Origin of the sequence: Actinoplanes sp. NPDC026623, assembly GCF_040638275.1 — a bacterium.
GTDB lineage: Bacteria > Actinomycetota > Actinomycetes > Mycobacteriales > Micromonosporaceae > Actinoplanes.
On sequence record NZ_JBEZXZ010000164.1, the window covers coordinates 1 to 19,673 of the forward strand.

The 19,673-nt window shown below is 71.2% G+C and carries 17 protein-coding genes; 5 read left to right on the top strand and 12 right to left on the bottom strand.

Features of this window, described 5'->3' with window-relative positions:
- On the bottom strand, window positions 1-870 hold an 870-nt coding region (locus AB0F10_RS33865; RefSeq protein ID WP_360634545.1), incomplete at its 3' end, for a helix-turn-helix transcriptional regulator.
- Between the two features lie 102 nt (window positions 871-972).
- Here AB0F10_RS33865 and AB0F10_RS33870 point away from each other — a divergent pair.
- Together AB0F10_RS33870 and AB0F10_RS33875 are read left to right on the top strand one after the other, a co-directional pair.
- Entirely contained in the window at window positions 973-1,698 is a 726-nt protein-coding gene (locus AB0F10_RS33870) for an SDR family oxidoreductase (RefSeq protein WP_360634548.1), read from the top strand.
- Between the two features lie 52 nt (window positions 1,699-1,750).
- The gene (locus AB0F10_RS33875) at window positions 1,751-2,188 is read left to right on the top strand and encodes a TIGR03668 family PPOX class F420-dependent oxidoreductase (protein WP_360634551.1); all 438 of its coding nucleotides are present in this window, start codon (window positions 1,751-1,753) and stop codon (window positions 2,186-2,188) included.
- A 3-nt stretch (window positions 2,189-2,191) separates the two neighbouring features.
- Here the strand turns inward: AB0F10_RS33875 and AB0F10_RS33880 are convergent, their stop codons facing one another.
- Both AB0F10_RS33880 and AB0F10_RS33885 read right to left on the bottom strand, forming a co-directional pair.
- Entirely contained in the window at window positions 2,192-2,695 is a 504-nt protein-coding gene (locus AB0F10_RS33880) for a hypothetical protein (protein ID WP_360634554.1), read from the bottom strand.
- Window positions 2,696-2,968: 273 nt separating this feature from the next.
- Complete coding sequence (locus tag AB0F10_RS33885; RefSeq protein WP_360634557.1) at window positions 2,969-3,340, bottom strand: VOC family protein; 372 nt, start codon at window positions 3,338-3,340, stop codon at window positions 2,969-2,971.
- 69 nt (window positions 3,341-3,409) lie between these two features.
- On the opposite strand from AB0F10_RS33885, the gene AB0F10_RS33890 reads away from it, so the two are divergent.
- Both AB0F10_RS33890 and AB0F10_RS33895 read left to right on the top strand, forming a co-directional pair.
- A complete protein-coding gene (locus AB0F10_RS33890; protein ID WP_360634559.1) occupies window positions 3,410-4,933 on the top strand; it encodes a glycosyltransferase family 39 protein in 1,524 nt (507 codons plus the stop codon).
- A gap of 217 nt (window positions 4,934-5,150) precedes the next feature.
- Complete coding sequence (locus AB0F10_RS33895) at window positions 5,151-6,431, top strand: nucleotide sugar dehydrogenase (protein ID WP_360634562.1); 1,281 nt, start codon at window positions 5,151-5,153, stop codon at window positions 6,429-6,431.
- Here AB0F10_RS33895 and AB0F10_RS33900 read toward each other — a convergent pair.
- Window positions 6,418-7,323, bottom strand: coding sequence for a glycosyl hydrolase (locus tag AB0F10_RS33900; RefSeq protein ID WP_360634565.1), 906 nt, complete (start codon window positions 7,321-7,323; stop codon window positions 6,418-6,420). The genes AB0F10_RS33895 and AB0F10_RS33900 overlap by 14 nt on opposite strands.
- A 79-nt stretch (window positions 7,324-7,402) precedes the next feature.
- On the opposite strand from AB0F10_RS33900, the gene AB0F10_RS33905 reads away from it, so the two are divergent.
- Window positions 7,403-8,773 (top strand): polysaccharide deacetylase family protein, encoded by a 1,371-nt coding sequence (locus AB0F10_RS33905; RefSeq protein WP_360634568.1) that lies wholly within the window; start codon window positions 7,403-7,405, stop codon window positions 8,771-8,773.
- A gap of 11 nt (window positions 8,774-8,784) precedes the next feature.
- Here AB0F10_RS33905 and fxsT read toward each other — a convergent pair whose 3' ends face one another.
- From fxsT to AB0F10_RS33945, 8 genes are all read right to left on the bottom strand, one after another.
- Window positions 8,785-11,889, bottom strand: coding sequence for an FxSxx-COOH system tetratricopeptide repeat protein (fxsT, locus tag AB0F10_RS33910; RefSeq protein WP_360634571.1), 3,105 nt, complete (start codon window positions 11,887-11,889; stop codon window positions 8,785-8,787).
- Window positions 11,889-13,109 carry a VWA domain-containing protein gene (locus AB0F10_RS33915; protein WP_360634573.1) on the bottom strand — a complete coding sequence of 407 codons (1,221 nt, stop codon included), beginning with the start codon at window positions 13,107-13,109 and terminating at the stop codon, window positions 11,889-11,891. The genes fxsT and AB0F10_RS33915 overlap by 1 nt, the downstream gene beginning before the upstream one ends.
- Window positions 13,091-13,975, bottom strand: a complete 885-nt coding sequence (locus AB0F10_RS33920; RefSeq protein WP_360634576.1) for a MoxR family ATPase — start codon at window positions 13,973-13,975, stop codon at window positions 13,091-13,093. The genes AB0F10_RS33915 and AB0F10_RS33920 overlap by 19 nt, the downstream gene beginning before the upstream one ends.
- Window positions 13,917-15,092 (bottom strand): serine protease, encoded by a 1,176-nt coding sequence (locus AB0F10_RS33925; RefSeq protein WP_360634579.1) that lies wholly within the window; start codon window positions 15,090-15,092, stop codon window positions 13,917-13,919. Before AB0F10_RS33925 ends, AB0F10_RS33920 begins: the two co-directional genes overlap by 59 nt.
- Window positions 15,089-15,400, bottom strand: coding sequence for a CU044_2847 family protein (locus tag AB0F10_RS33930; RefSeq protein WP_360634582.1), 312 nt, complete (start codon window positions 15,398-15,400; stop codon window positions 15,089-15,091). Before AB0F10_RS33930 ends, AB0F10_RS33925 begins: the two co-directional genes overlap by 4 nt.
- Before the next feature lie 182 nt (window positions 15,401-15,582).
- On the bottom strand, window positions 15,583-17,106 hold the full coding sequence (locus AB0F10_RS33935) for a glycosyltransferase (protein ID WP_360634585.1): 1,524 nt from the start codon (window positions 17,104-17,106) through the stop codon (window positions 15,583-15,585).
- Window positions 17,093-17,416 carry a hypothetical protein gene (locus AB0F10_RS33940; RefSeq protein ID WP_360634588.1) on the bottom strand — a complete coding sequence of 108 codons (324 nt, stop codon included), beginning with the start codon at window positions 17,414-17,416 and terminating at the stop codon, window positions 17,093-17,095. Before AB0F10_RS33940 ends, AB0F10_RS33935 begins: the two co-directional genes overlap by 14 nt.
- Window positions 17,417-18,079: 663 nt before the next feature.
- Window positions 18,080-19,673, bottom strand: a 1,594-nt coding sequence (locus AB0F10_RS33945; RefSeq protein WP_360634591.1) for a tetratricopeptide repeat protein, incomplete at its 5' end; no start/stop codon positions are given.

The window sequence follows — 19,673 nt, forward strand, 5'->3', positions numbered from 1 at the left end:
CGGCCGGCTGGTGTTGTTCTCGGCCACCGCGCAGCCGGACGGCCTGAGCTCGGCCACCAAGGTGGCAGCCTGGCGGGAGGTGGCCGCGGGCGTCATGGCCTGGAACGCCACGAATCGCTGGCCGTCGACCGCGGTCAGAATCTCCGAGGTGAGCTCGAACCGGCCGACGGCCGGATGCCGGAACGTCCGCCGCGAGCCGCTCTTCACCCGCACGTCGTAGTGCCGCCACAGCTCGGCGAACTCGGTCGCGGCCGCGGACAGCTCGGTCACCAGCGCGTCCAACTCGGGCGAGCCGGGGTCGGCGGCGGCCACCGTACGCAGGTGAGCCACGCAGTCCTCGGCCATCCGCCGCCACGGGACGAACAGGTCGCGGGCGCTCGGATGCGTGAAGACGTACCGGATGAGGTTCCGCCGGGCCGGCGGCCAGTCCTCGATGCCGGCCAGCAGCCGGCCGCCCTCCGGGTTCGCCGCCAGGACGTTGCTGGTCGCGTCGAGCACGTACGCGGGCGTCGGGCGAACCGTGTCCAGCAGCCGAAGCAGCCCGGGCCGCGCGGCGACGGCGCGCGGCCCGCGGGCCGGGGTGCTGGCACCGGCGTTGCGGGCCAGGCTCCGCAGGTGCGCGCGTTCGTCGCCGTCGAGGCGCAGGGCCGAGGCGAGCGCGTCGAGGACGGCCGCGCTGGGATTGGTGTCGCGGCCCTGCTCGATCCGGATGTAGTAGTCGACGCTCACGCCGGCGAGCGTGGCCAGTTCCGCGCGGCGCAGTCCCGGCGTCCGGCGCCGGCCGACACCGGCCGCGAGCCCCGCCTCGGCCGGGCCGATCCTGTCTCGCCGGCTGCGCAGGAACTCGCCGAGGGCGCCGCGTGCGTTCATCCGTCGAGTCTGGCAGGTCGGCGCCGGGCTGAGGATGGCCCTGTCAGGGCCAGCCTCGAGGCGGCCTTCCGCCCGTCCGCCGGCACGGCCAGGCTGGCCGTCATGACGGATTCACGGGTACTCATCGTCGGCGGCGGCTCCGGAATGGGGCTGGCCCTCGCCGACTCGCTGTTGGCCGGCGGCGCGCGGGTGATGATCGCCGGGCGGTCGGGCGAACGGCTCGCCGCCGCCGCGCGGCGCCTGGACCGGGGCGAGCGGCTGCGCACCAGCCAGGTCGACGTCGGCCGCGAGGACCAGGTGCGCCGGCTGCTGGCCGAGGCCGGGCGGCTGGACCACGTGGTGGTCACCGCGGCCGACGCGACCGGGGCGTACGCGCCGCTGCCCGGCTTCGACGTCCAGGCGGCCCGCTCGGTCATCGACACCAAGCTGCTCGGGCCCTGGCTGATCGCCAAGCATGCCGGCCCGGTGCTGGCACCCGGCGCGTCGATCACCTTCACGTCCGGCATCGCGGCCTACCGGCCGGGCCCGGGCGCCTCGATGGTCGCGAGCGCGAACGGGGCGCTGGAGGCGCTCGCCCGGGCGCTGGCGGTCGAGCTGGCCCCGATCCGGGTCAACGTGGTCTCGCCGGGCTGGGTGGACACCCCGGTCTGGGACACGCTCGCCGGTGATGCCAAGGCCGAACGCCTCGCGGCCATGGCGGCGCGGCTTCCGGCCGGCCGGATCGGCCGGCCGGCCGACATCGCCAAGGCCTTCGAGGCGGTGATGGGCAACGGCTTCATCACCGGAACGGTCGTGCACGTCGACGGCGGCCACCGGCTCGTCCAGTGACACGCCGTCCGGCCTGCCGGGCGCGCGGCGGTACGGGCCGCAGGCTGTGACGGTGGCAGATCCCCTTCGCGTACGGCGCCTCGATGACCGGCAGGGTCGGCGGCCCGCCGAGCTGTTCGACAGTGCGCGGGTCGCCCGCCTCGCCACGGTCGACGACACCGGCGCGCCGCACCTGGTGCCGATCGTCTTCGCCCTGGTCGGCGACGTCATCTACAGCGCGGTCGACGACAAGCCGAAGCGGCATCGCAGGCTGCAACGGCTCGCCAACGTCGCACATGAGCCGCGGGTCAGCGTGCTCGCCGACCACTACGACGACGACTGGACCCGGCTGTGGTGGGTCCGTGCCGACGGCACCGCCGCCGTACTGCCCGACTCGGCCGATGGGCTCGCGGCCCTCGCGGCCCGGTACCCGCAGTACGCGGCCGCGCCGCCGGCCGGGCCGTTCCTGCGCATCGAGGTGCACCGCTGGTCGTCCTGGTCCGCGCGTTGAGGCCTAGGTGCCGAGCTCCAGGATCCAGTGCACGGCCGGGCCGGAGGTGCTCGTGTCGGCCCGCGCGGCGATTCCGGGCTCCTCGAGTCGCCCGCCGACGTAGTCGTCGAGCAGGTGGTAGCGGGCCAGCCCGTCGGCGCGCGTGCCGTCGAGGCGGCCGATGAGCATCAGCTCGTCCTCGTCGTCGAGCGACTCCAGTTCGGTGTCCAGGCTCGGGCCGCAGCCCGGCTCCGGGTCGCTCGGCTCGGCCCGCCACACCGCGATCGGCCGAGGGTGCGGGTGCTGTTCGGCGACGGCGACCAGCGCCGGCACGACGGCGTCGAGAAGCTCGGCGGCGAGCCGGCCCGCCGATTCCCGCAGCAGGTCGCGGGACACCAGCAGGTGCAGGTGTCCCCCGGCGGCGTCGAGGCGGGCGGCGACCGCCGGCGCGGTGCCGGTCCCGCCGTCCGCGGCGACGGTGACGTGCACCGGGTGCGGCGTCGCCGCGGCGAGGAATTCGGTCCACAAACCGAGGCAGTGCTGTGCGGTGGTGACGGCGGCGCGCAGCGTCCTGGAACCGCCGGCCGCCGATGACCCGGGCCTCTTCGCGGCGAGCAGCAGCTGATCTGCGCGCCGATCGCCTGGAAGTAGCGCATCGGGTCGATGCCGGCCGGCGCCCTCGGATACGACGACAGGGAGATCCAGAAGTTCATACGACCTCGACGATCCCGCACTCAGGCCGCGCGCGGCTCCCGCGCGCCTCGTGCCACCCGAAAGTGGTGTCTTCGCAACCGCCCGGGATTACCGCTCCGCGGCCGAGCGGGTCACGCAGAACTCGTTGCCGGCCGGATCGAGCAGCACCGCCCAGCCGTCGCCTCCCGGCGTGCGGTGGTCGTCCGAGATCGTCGCGCCCAGCGCCAGGAGGCGATCAACCTCGGCGTCGCGGTCCCGGTCACCCGGTTGGAGGCAGACATGCACCCGGTTCTTCACCGTCTTGTGTTCCGGCACGGCCTGGAAGAACAGCCGGGGACCGTCCGCCGGTTCGAGCACGACCTCGGCGTCACCCGGGACGAAATCGGGGTCCAGCGGGGTGCCGACCACCTCGCTCCAGAACCGCGCCAACGCGTACGGATCGGAGCAGTCGAACGAGACGTTGCGAATGAAGGACGCCATGACCACTCAGCTTAGAACGTGACTCCACGGTGGACTGACAGCAGGCGGCGGTGTCGATACGCTCCGTACGTGCTGGCTTCATTGCTGCCCGACAAATCCGCGCGGCCGGCCGGCGCGCCGGTCGCCTGGCTGCCGCTCGGCATCGTCGCATCGGCCACCGCGGTGTTGCTGGCGGCCTTCGGCGGCCGCTACGGCTACCACCGCGACGAGCTCTACTACGTCGTGGCCGGCCGCCACCTCGCCTGGGGCTACGACGACCAGCCGCCGCTGGTGCCCGCGCTGGCCCGGCTGACCGACCAGCTGTCGGGCGGCTCGCTTGTCGCGTTGCGGCTGCCCACCGCGCTGGTCGTGGCGGTCACCGTGCTGCTGGTCGGGCTGCTCGCCCGCGAGCTGGGCGGCGGCCGTGGCGCCCAACTGCTCGCCGCCGCGCTCTGGGCGAGCTCGGGGGTCGTGCTCGTCTCCGGCCACCTGCTGAGCACGACGCCGTACGACATCCTGTGCTGGACCGCGATCGCCTGGCCGGCGGCCCGCTGGGTCCGCACCCGCGACGACCGGCTGCTGCTGGCCCTGGGGCCGGTGGCCGGCCTGGGGCTGCTCGCCAAGAACCTGCCGCTGTTGTTCATCGCGGCCCTGGCCGGCGCGATCCTGATCGCCGGCCCGCGCGAGATGCTGCGCCGGCCGGCGCTGTGGGTCGCCGCCGCGGTGGCCACCGCGATCTGGGCGCCGAACCTGTGGTGGCAGGCCACCCACGACTGGCCGCAGCTCACGATGGCCGGCGCCATCCGGCGCGACGCGGACTACGGCGGGCGGATCGGGCTCCTGCCGTCCCAGTTCCTGATCATGAGTCCGCCGCTCGCGCTCATCTGGATACCCGGCCTGTGGCGGCTGCTGCGCAACCCCCAGGCGCGGCCGTACCGATTCCTGGGTGTGGCCTTCCTGCTGGTGCTCGGCCTGGTGCTGGTCACCGGGGGCCGGGAGTACTACCCGGCCGGCGCGTACCCGGCGCTGTTCGCGGCCGGCTCGGTGGCCGCCGCGGCCTGGGCGAAGCGGGCCGCCTTCCGGCTGCGGCGGGCGCTGCTGGTCGCCCTGGTGGTCGTCAACGCCGCGATGAACATCGCGATCGCGCTGCCCGTCTATCCGGTCCGGTGGTTCCCCGGCACCATTCAGGCGGCGTTCAACGACGACGCCGCGGAGACCATCGGCTGGCCGGAACTGGTCGACACCGTCGCCGCCGTCTACCGGTCGCTGCCCGCGGAGGAGCAGGCGACGGCGGTCATCATCACGACGAACTACGGCGAGGCCGGCGCGATCGACAAGTACGGGCCGGCGCGCGGCCTGCCGGCACCGTACAGCGGGCACCTGAACTTCTGGCGGTGGGGACCGCCGCCGGACACCGCCACCGGGCCGGCGATCTTCGTCGGCGACTGGACCGCCGGCGCGCTGGCCTCTTACTGCGGGTCGGCGACCATCGCCGCCCGCGTCGACAACGGATACGGCGTCGACAACGAGGAGCAGGGCACGCCGGTCTGGCTCTGCCGCGACGTCCGGGGAGCATGGTCCGGGCTCTGGCCGGGGCTGCGCCGGTTCGGCTGACGAGAACCCCGGCGCCGATTCCGCTTTCCGGCCACATGAATGAGATTTCAGGCGACCTCAATTGGGTGCTTCAGGAAAGAACCGACGTGTCGTACGTTATTTCACGCCAACGACACGCCGGCAGTTCCGGCCGTCCAATTAAGATCAGCCGAGGAGAACACCCATTATCACCGCAGGAGTAACCGCAGACGCGGCACCCGTCGCCGGACGCGTCGCGGTGATCGGGCAGGGATACGTCGGCCTGCCGGTCGCGCACGCCGCCGTCCGCGCCGGGCACACCGTGGTCGGATACGACGTCGACGAGCGGAAGATCAGCGATCTGCGGCGGGGCTGCTCGCCGATCGAGGACATCTCCGACAGCGATCTCGCCGGCATGCTGGACACCGGCCGCTACCTGCCGGCCGACAGCGCGAGCGCGCTCGGCGGCTGCTCGACCTTCATCGTCACCGTACCCACGCCGCTGTCCGACGGCCGGCCGGACCTGACCGCGGTGCTGGCCGCGGCCCGCGCCATCGGGCCGCACCTGCGGGACGGCGACCTGGTCGTGCTCGAGTCGACCGTCGCGCCCGGCACCACCCGCGGCGCGTTCCGGGACGCGCTGGCCACGACCGCCGACGTGCACGTCGCGTTCTCGCCGGAACGCATCGACCCCGGCAACAGCGCGTGGCGGTTCACCAACACGCCGAAGATCGTCGGCGGCCTCGACACCGCCTCCGGCAAGACGGCCCGCGCCTTCTACGAGGGCATCTGCGACACGATCGTCCCGGTCGACACCGCCGAGGAGGCCGAGACCGCGAAGCTGCTGGAGAACACCTACCGCTACGTCAACATCGCCCTGGTCAACGAACTCGGCCGGCACACGCACGAGCTCGGCATCAACGTCTGGAACGTGATCCGGGCGGCGGCCACGAAGCCGTACGGATTCCAGCCGTTCTTCCCGGGCCCCGGCGTCGGCGGGCACTGCCTGCCCATCGACCCGGAATACCTGGCCGACGCGGTGCAGCGCGAGGTCGGCACCGGATTCGAATTCGTCCGGCTGGCGATGCAGATCAACCGGGCCCAGCCCGCCTACGTGGTCCAGCGCATCACCGAGTTGCTGAACGCCGAGCGCCACACCGTCAACGGCTGCGGCATCCTCGTCGTCGGCGCGGCCTACAAGCCCGACACCGGCGACCTGCGCGAGTCCCCGGCGGTCGAGGTCACCTCCCGGCTCGCCGCGCTGGGCGCCGACGTGACCGTCTACGAGCCGCACGCCGGGAACGGCGCGCACCACCTGCTGGCGGCCGCCACCGCCGGCGCGGCCGGGCGCGGCACCGTCGGCATCGTCGACAGCCGGGAACGGCTGGCCGGCATGCTCGCCACGCCCGGCCGCTTCGAACTCGCGGTCATCCTCACCGATCACAGCGCCGTCCCGTACGACGCGGTCGTGCGGGCCGTTCCCCGGGTGCTCGACACCCGCGGGGCGCTGGCGCCCCACCCGGCGGTCACGACGCTCTGAGGTGGGACCGGATCGACTGCCGGGCCGAGGCGTCCAGGCGCCAGTCGCGATGGGACTTGACGTCGAAGTAGACCACCGCCCGCAGCCGCGGAAACGCCCGCGTGGTCATCGTCTCGGCCAGCCAGGCCGGCCGCTGCGCGCCCGGCGCGCAGCCGAACTCGGCGATCCATACCGGCAGATTCGGATCCAACCGGGTGACGGTCGCGTACATCCCCGCGAAGATCTCCTCGAACGGCCGCCAGTCGCCGCCGCCCCAGTTGAATCCGTCGATGCCGAGCACGTCCACATACGCCGACCCCGGCCAGATGCCGGGGACCGGGGTGTCGGACCGCCCGCCGGACGCATCCACATTGAAGATGAACTTCAGATTGCGGACTCCCCTATCGTGGAAAAAGGAAACGACGTACCGCCAGGCCGCGACGAACTCCGCCGGCGTCCCGCCCTCCTTCTTGGCGCCGTCCGGCGTGGGCTGCCAGGTCGACCAGTTACCGTTCATCTCCGGCCACGGCCGGACATAGAGATCGAACGGATACGCGCGCATCGCATTCGCGACCTTCTCCAGATAGGCGTCCCGGCGATGCGCGGTCACGTCGCTGAATCTGATTCCCCAGGGCTCCCAGGAAAGCAGCACCTTTCGCTTTCCACCGACCGCCATCCATTTCTCGTTCGGGCCGGGAAAGACATAGGACCAGTCCACGTACGTCGAGGCGATGTCCACCGGTCGCCCCAGCTCAGCCTCGAGGGCCGGGAGCCGGTCACGGCCGTCGGGCAGGTCGTCGGCAGCGGCGCCGAAAAGGAACGGGGCGAGGTCCGGCCGGGCCTCGGCACCCGAAGCACCGAGCATTCCGATCGACGTCAGTGCGGCGATCGCCATTTTCAGCGCGGGATTCATGGGAGCGGACTGTACCCACAATGAACGACGCTACCAAGCACAGTCGCCGGAACGGGCGAATCTCGCAACGGAGGTGCTCATGAAAAGCAGCCCATGGCGTTCGGCGGCATTTTTGGTCGCGGCCGGCCTGGCCCTGCCGATCGCATTCATCGTCGCCCATTCGGGCTCGGCAAAAAGTGAACCGGCGCGGCCGATCGACAACGACTGCTCGGCCGGGTACGCCGAGTTCACCTTCGACGACGGCCCCGGCGTATACACCGCGAAGTTGCTGGACAGGCTTAACGCGCTCCACCTCAAGGCGACCTTCTTCGCGATCGGCAGGAACATCGACGACGGCGGCCCCAAGGCGGCCGCGCTGATGCGGAAGCTGGTAGCGACCGGCCACTCGGTGCAGAACCACACCTACGACCACGCCTCGATCACCGGGGAGTCGACCAGGAAGCCCCCGCTGACCAGGGAGCAGATCGTCGAGGAGCTCGACCACGGAAGCCGGGCGATCGTCGCGGCCGGCCTGCCGAGCCCGACGCAGTACCGGCCGCCCTACGGCGACATCGACGCCCGGGCCGACGACGTGGCCCGGGAACTCGGCTACCAGCTCGTCTCGCCGTGGGGCGTGACCGACTCGAACATCGTGGACTCCAAGGACTGGTCCGGCGCCTCCACCGAGCAGATCGTCTCGAACGTCGTCAACGGCTACACCAGCGACGGCTACCGCCTCAACGGCATCAGGGACGACACGATCGTCACCATGCACGACGGCGGCCAACAGGACACCCTCAACTCGATCGCGGCGCTCCAGCCCATCGTCGACTACATGAACGCGCACCACCTGTGCTCGACGGCCACCATCCGTCACGACGCCATCGGCGGCCGGGTGCCGGCGCCGCCCCTGCCGGAACCCGGCGGCGACAACCTGGTGCGCAACCCGTCGCTGGAGAGGCACCACGGCGACGAGCCCACCTGCTTCCAGCACGCGGAGAACGACACCGGTGACACCGCCGGCGCCGCCGCATGGTCCCAAATCTCGGGCGCGCACACCGGCACGGCCGCCGAACAGGTGATCGTCCCGCGTTCGGCGGGAGGGGACCGGAAGCTGCTCATCAGCCGGGACCCGTCGGACTCCGACTGCCTCGCGAAGGTCAAGTCCGGGCACCGGTACGGCACCTGGCTCTGGTACAAGGGGACCTGGCCCGAGGAGGGCCCCACGAAGACCGAGGTCGGCATGGTCGTCTACTACCGCCAGTCATCGGGAGACTGGAAGTACTGGCAGACCGGGCCGTCGGTCGAGCCGTCCGCCACCTGGAAGCTCACCAACTTCGTGACCGCGCCGCTGCCCAAGGGTGCCACCGCGATCAGCTTCGGCCTCGACATCGGCGGCGAGGGCACCCTCGCCACCGACGACTATTCCATGGCCGCCCAATCCGAACAGGTCGCTGCGGTTCACCGTTGACGGCCCCTGGATCAGGTCGCGCGGCCGCCCATCGCCGTGACCACCATCTTTCGGAGGGCCGTCGCCCGCCGGGTTTCCGGGTGCTCAGCGCCGAACAGGTCCTGCAGACCCTTCCGCACCTGGTCGACCAGCCGGCGGGCAAGCAGGTACTGGCCCAGCTGGAAATAAGCGATCGCGAGATTCAATCCAGCCGACAGCGTGTCCGGATGATCCTCGCCCAGCACCCGCCGGCGCTGTTCCCACACCTGCTGGTGCAGCGTCGACGCCTCTCGATGCCGCCCCAGCCCACTCAACGACATCGCGATGTTGCTCGCCGACGTCAGCGTGTCCGGATGATCCTCACCCAGCACCCGCCGACGCCCCTCCCAGACTTCTCGTCCGAGCCGTACCGCACGCTGGTGGTCGCCCGAGGTGTGCAGGACGAGGACGAGGTCGGCCGCGCCGCGCAGTGTGCCGGGATCGGGATCGTCATAGCCCACGGCGTTGATCTGCGGCGACATGGTGTCGTCGACGAGCACCCGCAACTCGTCGTACTCGCCAAGGTCGTGCAACGCCCGGGCCAGTTCGGTCGCCGCCCGAAGTGTGTCCCGATGCTCGGAACCCAGCCGCGGCCGCCAAGCCGTGTACAGATTCTCGGCGAGTCGCCGGGCCGACCCGGCGTCGCCTCGGCTGAGCAGATAGGCCACCGCATCAGACGCACATTCGCGGAGGCCCGGGTCATCGGACAGACCCGGCTCCACGGCGAGCAGATGCGGCAACAGCCGCGCCCAGGCCGGCCAGGTCGCCGGGTCGCTCGGGTCACCGGGCCGCATGCCGCCGAGCGCCGCCTCCAGGTGGGAGGAAAGCTCCTCCGACACGGATTGCGGAAGCCGGCTACGCACCACGGCCTGGGTCAGGCGGTGCACCGTCACCGTCCCCGGCGCCAGCCTGGCCAGCCCGAACGCGCCGAGCCGGCCGATGGTCCGCTGCCGGGCCACCGGATGGCTCATCACGTCACGGGCCGCGCTCAGCGCCTGCGGACAGGGCTCGCCCGATGCGGCAACCTCGACGATCAGGTCTACCGGGACCGGCCCCGGCGCCAGAAACGCACACAGCTGGAGAATCGCCACCGCCGCCGGATCGGCGCCCGACAAGGCGGCCAAGCTCAACGTGACCGCTGTCGCGAACGACCGTGGATAGTCCCGCGGCTCTCCCACCTCCAGCACGGCCTGAGGCTGCTCCACCAGCACCTGGCGATATTCGGCGACCGGCATACCCGTCTCGCTGAGAAACACGACCGCCTGCGCCAATGCCAATGGCAGATCCCCGAGCGCGTCCGCCAGCCGCTCGGCCTCTATGCGATCCAAACCAGGCAGGTTCTGGGCCAGGAACTGCGTCGCCTCGTCCCGCGGTGGAACATCCAGCTCCACCGTGTCGGCGACCTGATGCCAGTTCCCCGTCCGCGAGGCAATCAGCACATGCCCACTCCCACGCGGTAGCCAAGGAAGTACATCGTCGCGGTCAACCGCGTTGTCGAAGATCAGCAGCCAGCGCCGCCGCTCCGCCAGATGCTCCAGCACCGTGCTCCGCGTAGTCGCCGAATCGACCGCCGCGTCGACGATCCCTGAAGCGACGCCCAGCGCCGCGAACTGCTCGCCGATCAAACCGGGCTTCTCCGCCGACACCCACCAGATGAGGTCGTATTCCCCGGCGAACCGCCACGCGTACTCCAGCACCAGCTGTGTCTTGCCGACCCCGGCCATGCCGTGCACAGCCTGCACCGCGACCGGCCCGTCCCCGGACAACGCGTCCCGCAACCGGCTCAGCACGTCCTCGCGCCCGGTGTATCCCAGATTCCGGTGGGGCAGGTTGAACACCGGCGGCAGGGCCCCCGGCGGGCGAGGCCCCGGGTCGGCGGGATCATGCGGAGACTCGGAGATCGGAAACGACCCGAGCGGCTCAAGATCGCCGAGAGCGATGTCCAGCAGCAGATGCTCCGCTTCAGCCGCGGGGCGCTCGAACAGGTCCTGCACGTGGAGCGGCGCCCAGATCGGGTCGAGACCGACGCTGTCGATTCGCACCAGGATCAGCCTCGCCACCGCGCCACTTCGCGGTTGCAACACCTGTGCCCTCAACTCATCCAGCATGATCAGCTGACGGCGCAGATAGGCCGACGACAGAAGCAGCAGCACCTGATTCGCCCGCTGAAGCGCCCCTTGGATCCGCTCGGCGACGTCGTCGCCCGCCCTCGAATCGGCACAGTCCAACTCGGTGCTGTAGCCGACACTCTCCAGGTGCCAACGGGCCCACTCCGCCCACGCCCGGTCCCGGCTGACGTACGAGATGACTATGACGCTCCGGTCGGGAGCGGGCTCTGGCGGTGAGGACGTCTCGGGCAGGTCCGGGAAGAGGCGGCGGATGGTCTGGAGCACTCGTCGGGGGGTCTGGTCGCCCTCCGGCGTCTCCGGGAGCATGGCCTCCAGGGCCGGAACGATCCTGTCGAGATCGCTTCCGGGCAGCAGGGCCAGTTCGCCGAGCTTGCGGGCCGCCTCGGCGGACCCGTCGCCGCCCGCCTCGACCCGGCGCACCGCGTCCGACGTCAACTCGTCCAGATCTTCGCGGTGGTTTTCCGCCAACCTGCGGAGGTCCATCGCGACGAACCACTCGCGGTTGAGCTCCTCAGCGCCCTCGGCCTGCCGCCGCGCGGTTTCCAGCCACCGCTCGGCCGCCCGCGGATCCAGCAGGTTGAGAACGGTGAGGCGCTGCGCGTACTCCAGCTCGGGCATGACGCGCCAGGAGAGCCGCCGGTCGGTGTAGAGCTCCAGCAGCATGGCGACCCGCTCGAGGCGCTCGTTCCCGAAGCGGGCCACGAGGCTTGCGAGCAGCAGGTTGCGCAGCTCCGGGTCGATCTCGTACAGCCCCTCGCCCAGCTCCCGGCACAGCGGGGACAGCAGCAGCGCGGCCTCGGCGTCGTACGGCAGGACGATCGGCGGATCCAGGAAGAAGTTGACGCGTACGAGATTGAGGAAGCCCGCGTCGAACGCGACCGGAATCGCCACGTGGCAGGCGAGCTCCAGCGTGCCGGCGGGCAGGCGTTCCCGGACGCTCGCCAGCCGGCCGGCCACGGAGCTCGCCATCAGAGCGGCCTCTCCAGGCCGACCGGCCGGCCCCGCAGGGCGTCGACGGCCCGGTACATTCCCTCGCGGGTCAGCCCGTACATCGGCACGTGCCGGGCCAGCTGGCCGGCGGTGGTGCCGTGCCAGGACCGCGACGGCATGGGGTTGAGCCAGGCCAGCAGCCGACCCTCGCGTTTCGCCGCCTTGAGCAGGGCGACCGTGTCCACCAGGCGTTCGGTGATCAGCCGGCCCCGCGCGGCGCCGGCGTCACTGATCACCACGACGCCGGTTTCCGCGTGCAGCGACCCCAGCACCGAGCTGAGCCAGCGGGGCCGGGTCAGGGCGTCGTCGTCATACAGCCGCCCCTCGGCGAGCGCGGCGATCCCCGGCAGGATCGGATCCACCGACGGGTCGAAGGGGTCGGCCATGGTGGCGATCAGCCGCTTGTCCGCGCTGTAGCCCGCCGTGTTGTGGAAGTAGGCGATCGTGATGGCATCGAGGCGGGCGCTCGACACCACCGCCCGCAGGCAGTGGTCGACGTAGTGGTGGAACGGCGTCATCGACCCCTGCCGGTCGATCAGCAGGAGCAGCCGCGCGGAGTTGCGGCGGCGCTGCACCAGCACGGGTGGCGTCGGGACGCCGGTGAGCGCATACCTGTTGAGGGTCCCGGCGACGTCGAGTTCCGTGGCCGGCCCGCCACGCCGGGGGCGGCGCAGCCCGCGCCAGGCCTGGGCGATCTGCCGCGCGGTCAGCGGGTACTGCTGATCGGTGATCAGCGTGGCGTCGTGCCGGCCGGTGGCGGGTGGCATGGCGGTGCTCCCGCGGATCTGCCGGGTGACGGGTACGGGATCGGCGGCCGGCGTGGCCGCCGGCGGATCGGCCGCAGCGATGTCCGCGGCGTCGCCGGCGGCCGGGGACGGCTCGTCGCCGGCGACCGGCCGGTCGATGACGGCCACCCGCCGGGGGTTCGGCCGGCCTGCCTCCGGCGCCGTCCAGACCGGCGCGTCGACCCGGGCGAAGCAGGCGCGGATGATCGCGGCCTCCGAGGGCGACTTCGCCCACAGCGCGAGGCACACGTTGAGCAGGCTGCCCTCCGACGACCAGCCGAATCCGGCCGCGAGCGCCTGCCGGAGGGCGTCGACGTCGTCGATCCCCAGCAGCAGTCCCCGCCGCCGCAGCTGCGTGATGAGCTGGTGGAGGAAGACCGGGGGCGGCGGCACGGCTATCGCCGGTCCAGCCACTCCGCGACGCGGGCCTCGTCGCTGTGCTGCTTGACCAGGGCGCTCCTGAAGGCAAGCCGGTCGGCCGCGTCGTCGCCGGCGTCGACGGCCTGCAGGTAGCCGACCCAGTCGAGCAGCTCGCTCAGGCCCGGTCGTTTGTTGAGGTCCAGCTCCCGCAGGCTCAGCAGGGTCGCGATCGCCCGGTCCCGCAGGGTCTTGCTACTGATGCCGTGCAGCGCGAGGATCTCGTCGAGTTCGCCGGACTCCGACGGGAAGCGGACGTAGTGGAAGATGCAGCGGCGCAGGAACGCCGGCGGCAGCGTCTTCTCCTCGTTGTTGGTGACGATGACGATCGGGCGCAGCCCGGGCTGCCTCGCCGGCACCTCGTAGCAGAGCCCGGGCACCTCCGGCACCTCGAACTTCAGCTGATCGAGCTCGCGCAGCAGATCGTTGGGAAAGTCGATGTCCGCCTTGTCGATCTCGTCGATGAGCACGACGGACCGCCGGCCGTGCGTCGCGCGCTCGATCGCCCGCCCCAGCGGGCCGAGGCGCACGTAGTCGTCCTGCTCCTCGACCGCCTGCTTGCCGGATCCGTCGCCGCCCCGAATGTCGTAGAGGCGGCGGACGGCGTCGTACGAGTAGAGCAGGTCCAGCCCCCGGCTCGTCGACTTGATGTAGGCCTCTTCGAGCGGAAGGCCGAGGGCGTAGGAGACGGCGTACGCGAGCCGGGTCTTTCCGGCGCCGGGATCGCCCTGGAGCAGCAGCGGCCGGCCGAGGGCGATCGCCAGGTTGACCGCCTCCTCCAGCTCCGGGCCGGCGATGTAGGGCTCACGCGTGACGACCTCGGTCTTCGGGTCCTGGTGGGCGATCGGCTCGGCTCCGGTCACCTCGCCAGACGGCCGCCAGCGGCGACGGCCAGCGCCGCAGCGCGATCATGTTGCTGGCCCAGCCGTTCACGTCCCGCGGGACGAAGCGGGGCTGCGGAAGGGCGACGACGGGCTCGGGGAAGCCGTCCGCGGGCTCACCCACGAGCAGCAGGACGATCCACTTTCGATGCGGTCCGATCCTCGACCGGACCTCGTCGATGAAGCGGGTGATGTGCTCGGCCGGCACTGCGTCGACGAGGATCGGGCAGAAGACGTTGACGCGGTCGAGCTCCTGCCGGTAGCGGGCGACATAGCCGACCACCCGCTCCACGGAGTTGACCTCGGCCCTGAGCGTGAGCTGGCCCTTCGGCTCGAACTCGCCGAAGTGTGCGGGCAGCCAGTCGCGCAGGTTCTCCACGACCTTCATGTCGGTGCACTGGACGGGGATGCCGAGGGCCAGCATCCGGTCCGTCGCCGCGGTCCGGGCGTCGAGTATCGCGTTCTTGAGCACGTCCAGGTCGAAGTACGCGGTGTTCAGCAACTGCCGGGGTTCCGCCGCCGCCGACGGCCGTTCCACCTTCAGGTTCAGGCGGAAGCGGGCGACGAGCCGGTCGACCGGCACGGCGTACAGCACGTTCGCCGCCATGGGCCGGGACCCCGGCGCGGCGGCCCGCTCCCTCACCTGTTCCACCAGCAGACCGACGATCGAATCGTTCACGACCACGGCGCTGCCGGAGTAGCCGGAGTAGTCGCGCAGCTCCTCGGCCACGTGCAACTGGAGCACCGTCATGTCGTGGTCACCGGCGTTGACGATCATGTGATCGATTGCCCGCACCGCGCCGGTGAGCTGGGAGTCGGCCTTCTGCGGCCGCGAGGTGACCCGCCACTGCTCGTGAAGCTGGGCGTGCGCGAGCGGCGGCACGACGGGCAGCGACTCGGCGACCCGCAGGATCGCCGCGTCGATCGACGGGTCGACCCGGACCTCCTGGACCTGCACCGACCATCCGGCGGTGACGAACGTGAGTTCGGCCGCCGGCTGATCGCGCACCACATGCGCGGCCGTCGCGACGAGCCGGTCGGTCAGCGCGAAGGCGCTGCCGCGGAACCTGGTCCCACTGAGGATGCGTCCGTCGATCATGCCCGCTCGATGGTCACGGTCACTTCGAATGTCGATTCCGCGGACGCCCGCGAGAGAACCACTCCGGCCTCGGCGGACAGGGTGATTCCGAAGGTGGCGGACAATTCCTTGATCTTCCAACCGTCGGCGGTGGGAAGCTCATTCACGTCGGTGTTGATGGCCTGCGCACCGGCGACGATCGCGCTGCGGATGTCACCGGCGCGATCCTTGAGCCGCTCGACGATGTTGTTCCCCCAGGCGATCTCCCGTCCCCCGGTGACGTCCACGACCTGAACCACCACCGAGTCGGGAATTTCAACGTCCGCCATTCAACCCTCCGTAATCACGGCTCCACGGTCGAGCCAACTCTACGGAGAGCGAAGGAGAAGTCCAGCGGCCTAACGAATGAGAGCCGGCCATCCCCTCGGCCGCCGTTCACCCGTCCGAGTAGGAGCCCCGGCGCCGAACCGGCCGGCCGGGGCTCCCTATCACCACCGAGCCGGCGCGCCTGTCACTCTGGCGGCCCGGTCCACGTCAGATTCCTCCGTCGCTCGCCCGGCAGCGGCTGCGCCGGCACGGGAGGCAGGTGCCTCGGGCTGATCAATCGCTTGGGTTCGGCACGGGCCGTCCGCCGGGGCACCGCGATGTGCACCGGTTGCCCGTCCGCCGCGCGCTGCACCGGCATGACCAGCGTGGGTGTGCGCTCCGGGTCGTGCCGGGACACGTGGTGGTTCACCGGCGTCGCCTTCGAGGTGCGGGTCTGCCACCGGTTGTCGAAGAGCTTGAACAACGCCACGTAGCGGGTCGGGGTGAGCAGGAGCAGGTTCAGCAGGATCGCCGCCGGGGTGCCGACCAGGAACGACAACCACTTCTGCCTCGCCGGCATGCCGGGCCGGCCGACGAGGTAGAGACCGGACAGTCCCCACCGCACGACGACGTAGGCGCCCACGTAGACGCTGACCGCGAGCAGGCCGTCGCCGCCGCTGTATCTGGCGTGATCGGAGAACATTGCGACCACGATTCCCCCGAGCGCCCAAACCGTCATGGCGGGGGCGATCACCAATTGCAGCATCCCGTACGTCGGCGAGATGAGCTGCCGGAGGCTGAGGTTCTTGAAAACGTACGGGAGCATCCACCACCACGATCGAGCCCAGCGCAGCCGCTGCTTGTAGGTGCCCCTGAGGTCCACCGGCATATCCGTTTCGACCATGGCCTCGGCAACGCCGACGACCTGGCCACGCTCGAGCGCCCGCAGCGCCAGCCACCTGTCGTCGCCGGTGCCGCACTCCACCGCGTACGCGTCGAGGTGGTCATAGAGCAGCTCGGCCCGGTAAAGGGCGAGGGCGCCGGAGGTGGTTTCCAGGCAGCCGAGAATGGACCGCGAGGCGCGCATCATGACGCAGCTCGTGCCGATGTCGATGTCCGCCGCCCGGGCGACGAAGCTCTCCTCGAAATTGCGGATGTAGATCATGCCGGTGGCGGCCTGGATCCGCGGGTCGCTCATCGCTCGAAGCAGTTGTTCCAGGGCGTCCGGCGCGGGCCTGGAATCCGAATCGACGGTCAGCACGAATTGGTAGGTGCTGGAACGCCAGCGGCCCGCCACCTTCCGTCCGTGTGCCTTGAGAACCTCGACCTGCGCGCCGCGCTTGCCGGTGTTCGGCTGGCGCCGCCACGTCACCCTCGGGTCCTCGAACGGCAGGATCGGAACTCCGGAGCCGTCGTCGATGACCTCGACGTCCACGGGGATGGTCTGCGCGAGGATGCTGCGCACGCAGCCGACCAGGTTCTCGTGGCCCTCGTTGTAGGCGGGAATGATGCACAGCACCCGGCCCGGCGCCGGCGGCCGGTCGAGGTAGCGGCGGCCGAAGTGGAAGGCGAGCAGGCAGAAGACGATCACCAGCGCGCCGAACAGCCAGTACCCGATCAGCAGCGGATCATCGGTCTGCCGGTTGACCACGTAGGTCACCGCCTCCAGCGCCATGATGACCACGCCGATGACGGTCAGGTGGACGAGGCGGGTCTTAGGCGACAGCACGACGCTCCTGCGGGACGATGCGCGAGGACAGGTACAGGGCGCCCACGGCCGCCGCGAGTCCGACCGCGGTCGACATGGGCCAGCTCAGGCCGCCGACGTGCGCGAGGAACGCCACGCCGAACACGACGGCGCCGACGAACGTGAAGATCACCTTGCGAGCGCGGCCGATTCGGGAGCCGTACCGGAAGGCGCCGATTCCGAACAGCACACCCACGATCGCCGCCGCGATGATGTGATCGAGGCCGAGGAGGTCGACCGGGGGGAGCGAGCCGGCGCCATCGGCCAGTGGAGGTGCGTTGCCGTAGGGCATAACAGGGTCCTTCTAGGTTGGAAATCGCTCATTGATCGCGGTGGAGTCCGGGCAGTCACCACCGCGATGGTGCGGTCGTTGGGCAGGACGTGGCGCGGCCGGCGGGGGCCTTTGCCAGAAAATATGAATAACAGTGCAATGCCGACTTACCGGACTGCCTGACAGAATGTAAGCCAGTTCGGTTCTTTCTGGCATCACGCGTTGGGGGTAGTCCGACAGGCAGCGGCGGCGGGTCGCACGGCTACCGCGGAACCCGCGACCGGCCATCAACGCAGATGAGGCCCGCGGGCCGGCCCGCCCGCCGGGGCGAGGACCATTCGGTTTGCGCCCGCGGGCCGCGACAATCGACCACCGGCGTACCCGATCGGGTGACGCCCGAGGCGCCCCCGATTCGGGCCGATGCTCTTCTTCATCGGCCAGCTCATCCTGATCACCGAGCTTGCCGTGCGGCGGCAGGTGCGGCCGTGGTCGCCGGTGCTGCTGCTCATCGCCACCTCTGCCCTTCGCCGGCAAGGACCTGATCCCGCTGGGCGCGGTGCTCATGCTGATCTCGTTCGCGCCGCTGATCCGGCGCGCCCCCGAGCCGGCGGCGGAGAACGCCATCGCGTGACCGCGCGGCGCGCCCGCCTGGCCCCCAATCCCCCCGAGATGACGGCCGGACGCTCAGGCGGCGGGCGGCAGGTCGTCCGGGTCCCGGTAGTCGTCGATGTCGGAGTCCAGGAAGGCGGTCAGCAGCGGGTCGTCACCGATGCCGCGATCCGGTGACTCCTCGTACGTCAACTCGCCGCGGTGCCGGCTCAGCGCCCAGGCGGTCCGGCTCGGATCCCGCTCGTCGCCGGCCCGTTCCAGATCGTCCGGCCGGCGTCGCTGCCGCCACGCCGTCATCAGCTCGTCGCGGGTCTGCACGACCGTCGGATGCCGGGCGCTGAAGACCTTCAGCCGCCGATCCAGCAGGTCCTCCAGCAGCTCGATGGCGCTGCCCGCCTCTCCCCGCAGCCGATAGGTGACGGCGAGGTTGTAACGGGTGCCGAGGGTCGCCTCGTGGTCGTCGCCGAGGACCCGCTTCTGAATCTCCAGTACCTCCCGGAACTGCACGATCGCGCGGTCGTGGTCCCGCTGGGCGCGGAGGCTGAGCGCCAGGTTGTGGCGGGTGGTCAGGGTTCGCGGGTGTTCCGCCCCGATCGTGGCCACCCGGTCGGCGACCAGCTTCTCGAACCGCCCGGTGGCCTCGTCGAACGCGCCCTGCTCGTAGGCGAGCCAGCCGATGTCGCCCCGGATCGTCTGGGTGTCCGGATGGTCCGGTCCGAGGCGGCCGTGCCGGATCCGCAGCACCTGCTTGAACAGCAGCCGGGCGGTGCTGAACCCCTTGCGCTGCAGCAGGTTCCAGGCGAGGTTCGCGGCGGTGGCGAGGGTGTGCGGATGAACGCGGCCGGAGCGGCGCAGCTGAATCTCGAGGACCTGCCGGAACAGCCGTTCGGCGGCGACGTAACGGCCCCTCGCCTGCTCGATCCAGGCCAGGTTGTGCCGGGTCACCAGGGTGTTCGGGTGGTTCTCGCCGAGAACGACGCGGCGCCGGGCGAGCACCACGGCAAACTCGCGCTCCGCGGTGCGCAGCGAGTCAGGACCACCGATCGCCTGCCGCGCGTACGCCTGGCTCTGCATGACCGACAGGGTGTCGGGATGGTCCGGGCCGAGCCGGCGGTTGCAGGAGCCGAGCACGTCGCCGAGCACGTCGAGCGCCTCCCCGGGCCGCCCCGCGGCGTGCACCACCCGGGCCAGGCGGTGCCCGGTGGTGATCGTCCGAGGGTCGTCGGCGCCGAGCAACTCCACCCGGCCGGCGAACACCTGGCGGAACAGCCGTTCCGCCTCGGTCAGTTTCCCCCGGTCGTGCAGGATCGCCGCCAGGTGGTGCTCCGCCCGCAGCAGCCGCAGCCGGTCCCCGCGACCGGCCGGGCCGGGGCGACCCCGTTCCGCGTCGACGACCGCCCGGATCTCCGCGTGCGCCCTGCCCAGCAGGTCCTCGGGTGGCCGGTCCGGCCCCTCGCCGGCGTCGATGCAGCCGTAGTAGCCGCGCCGCTGGTGCACCAGGGCGATCCGCTGCCGGGCGGTCAGCCGGGCCGGATCGTCCGCGGCGAAACCCGCGGTCCGAGCCAGGGCCCGTTCCGCGAGGACCAGCGCGCCGTCGTACATCCCGCGGCCGGTCAGGTGCCGGCCGGCGCGCTCGGCCGCCCGCAGCGCCGCGCGCAGGGCGACCTCG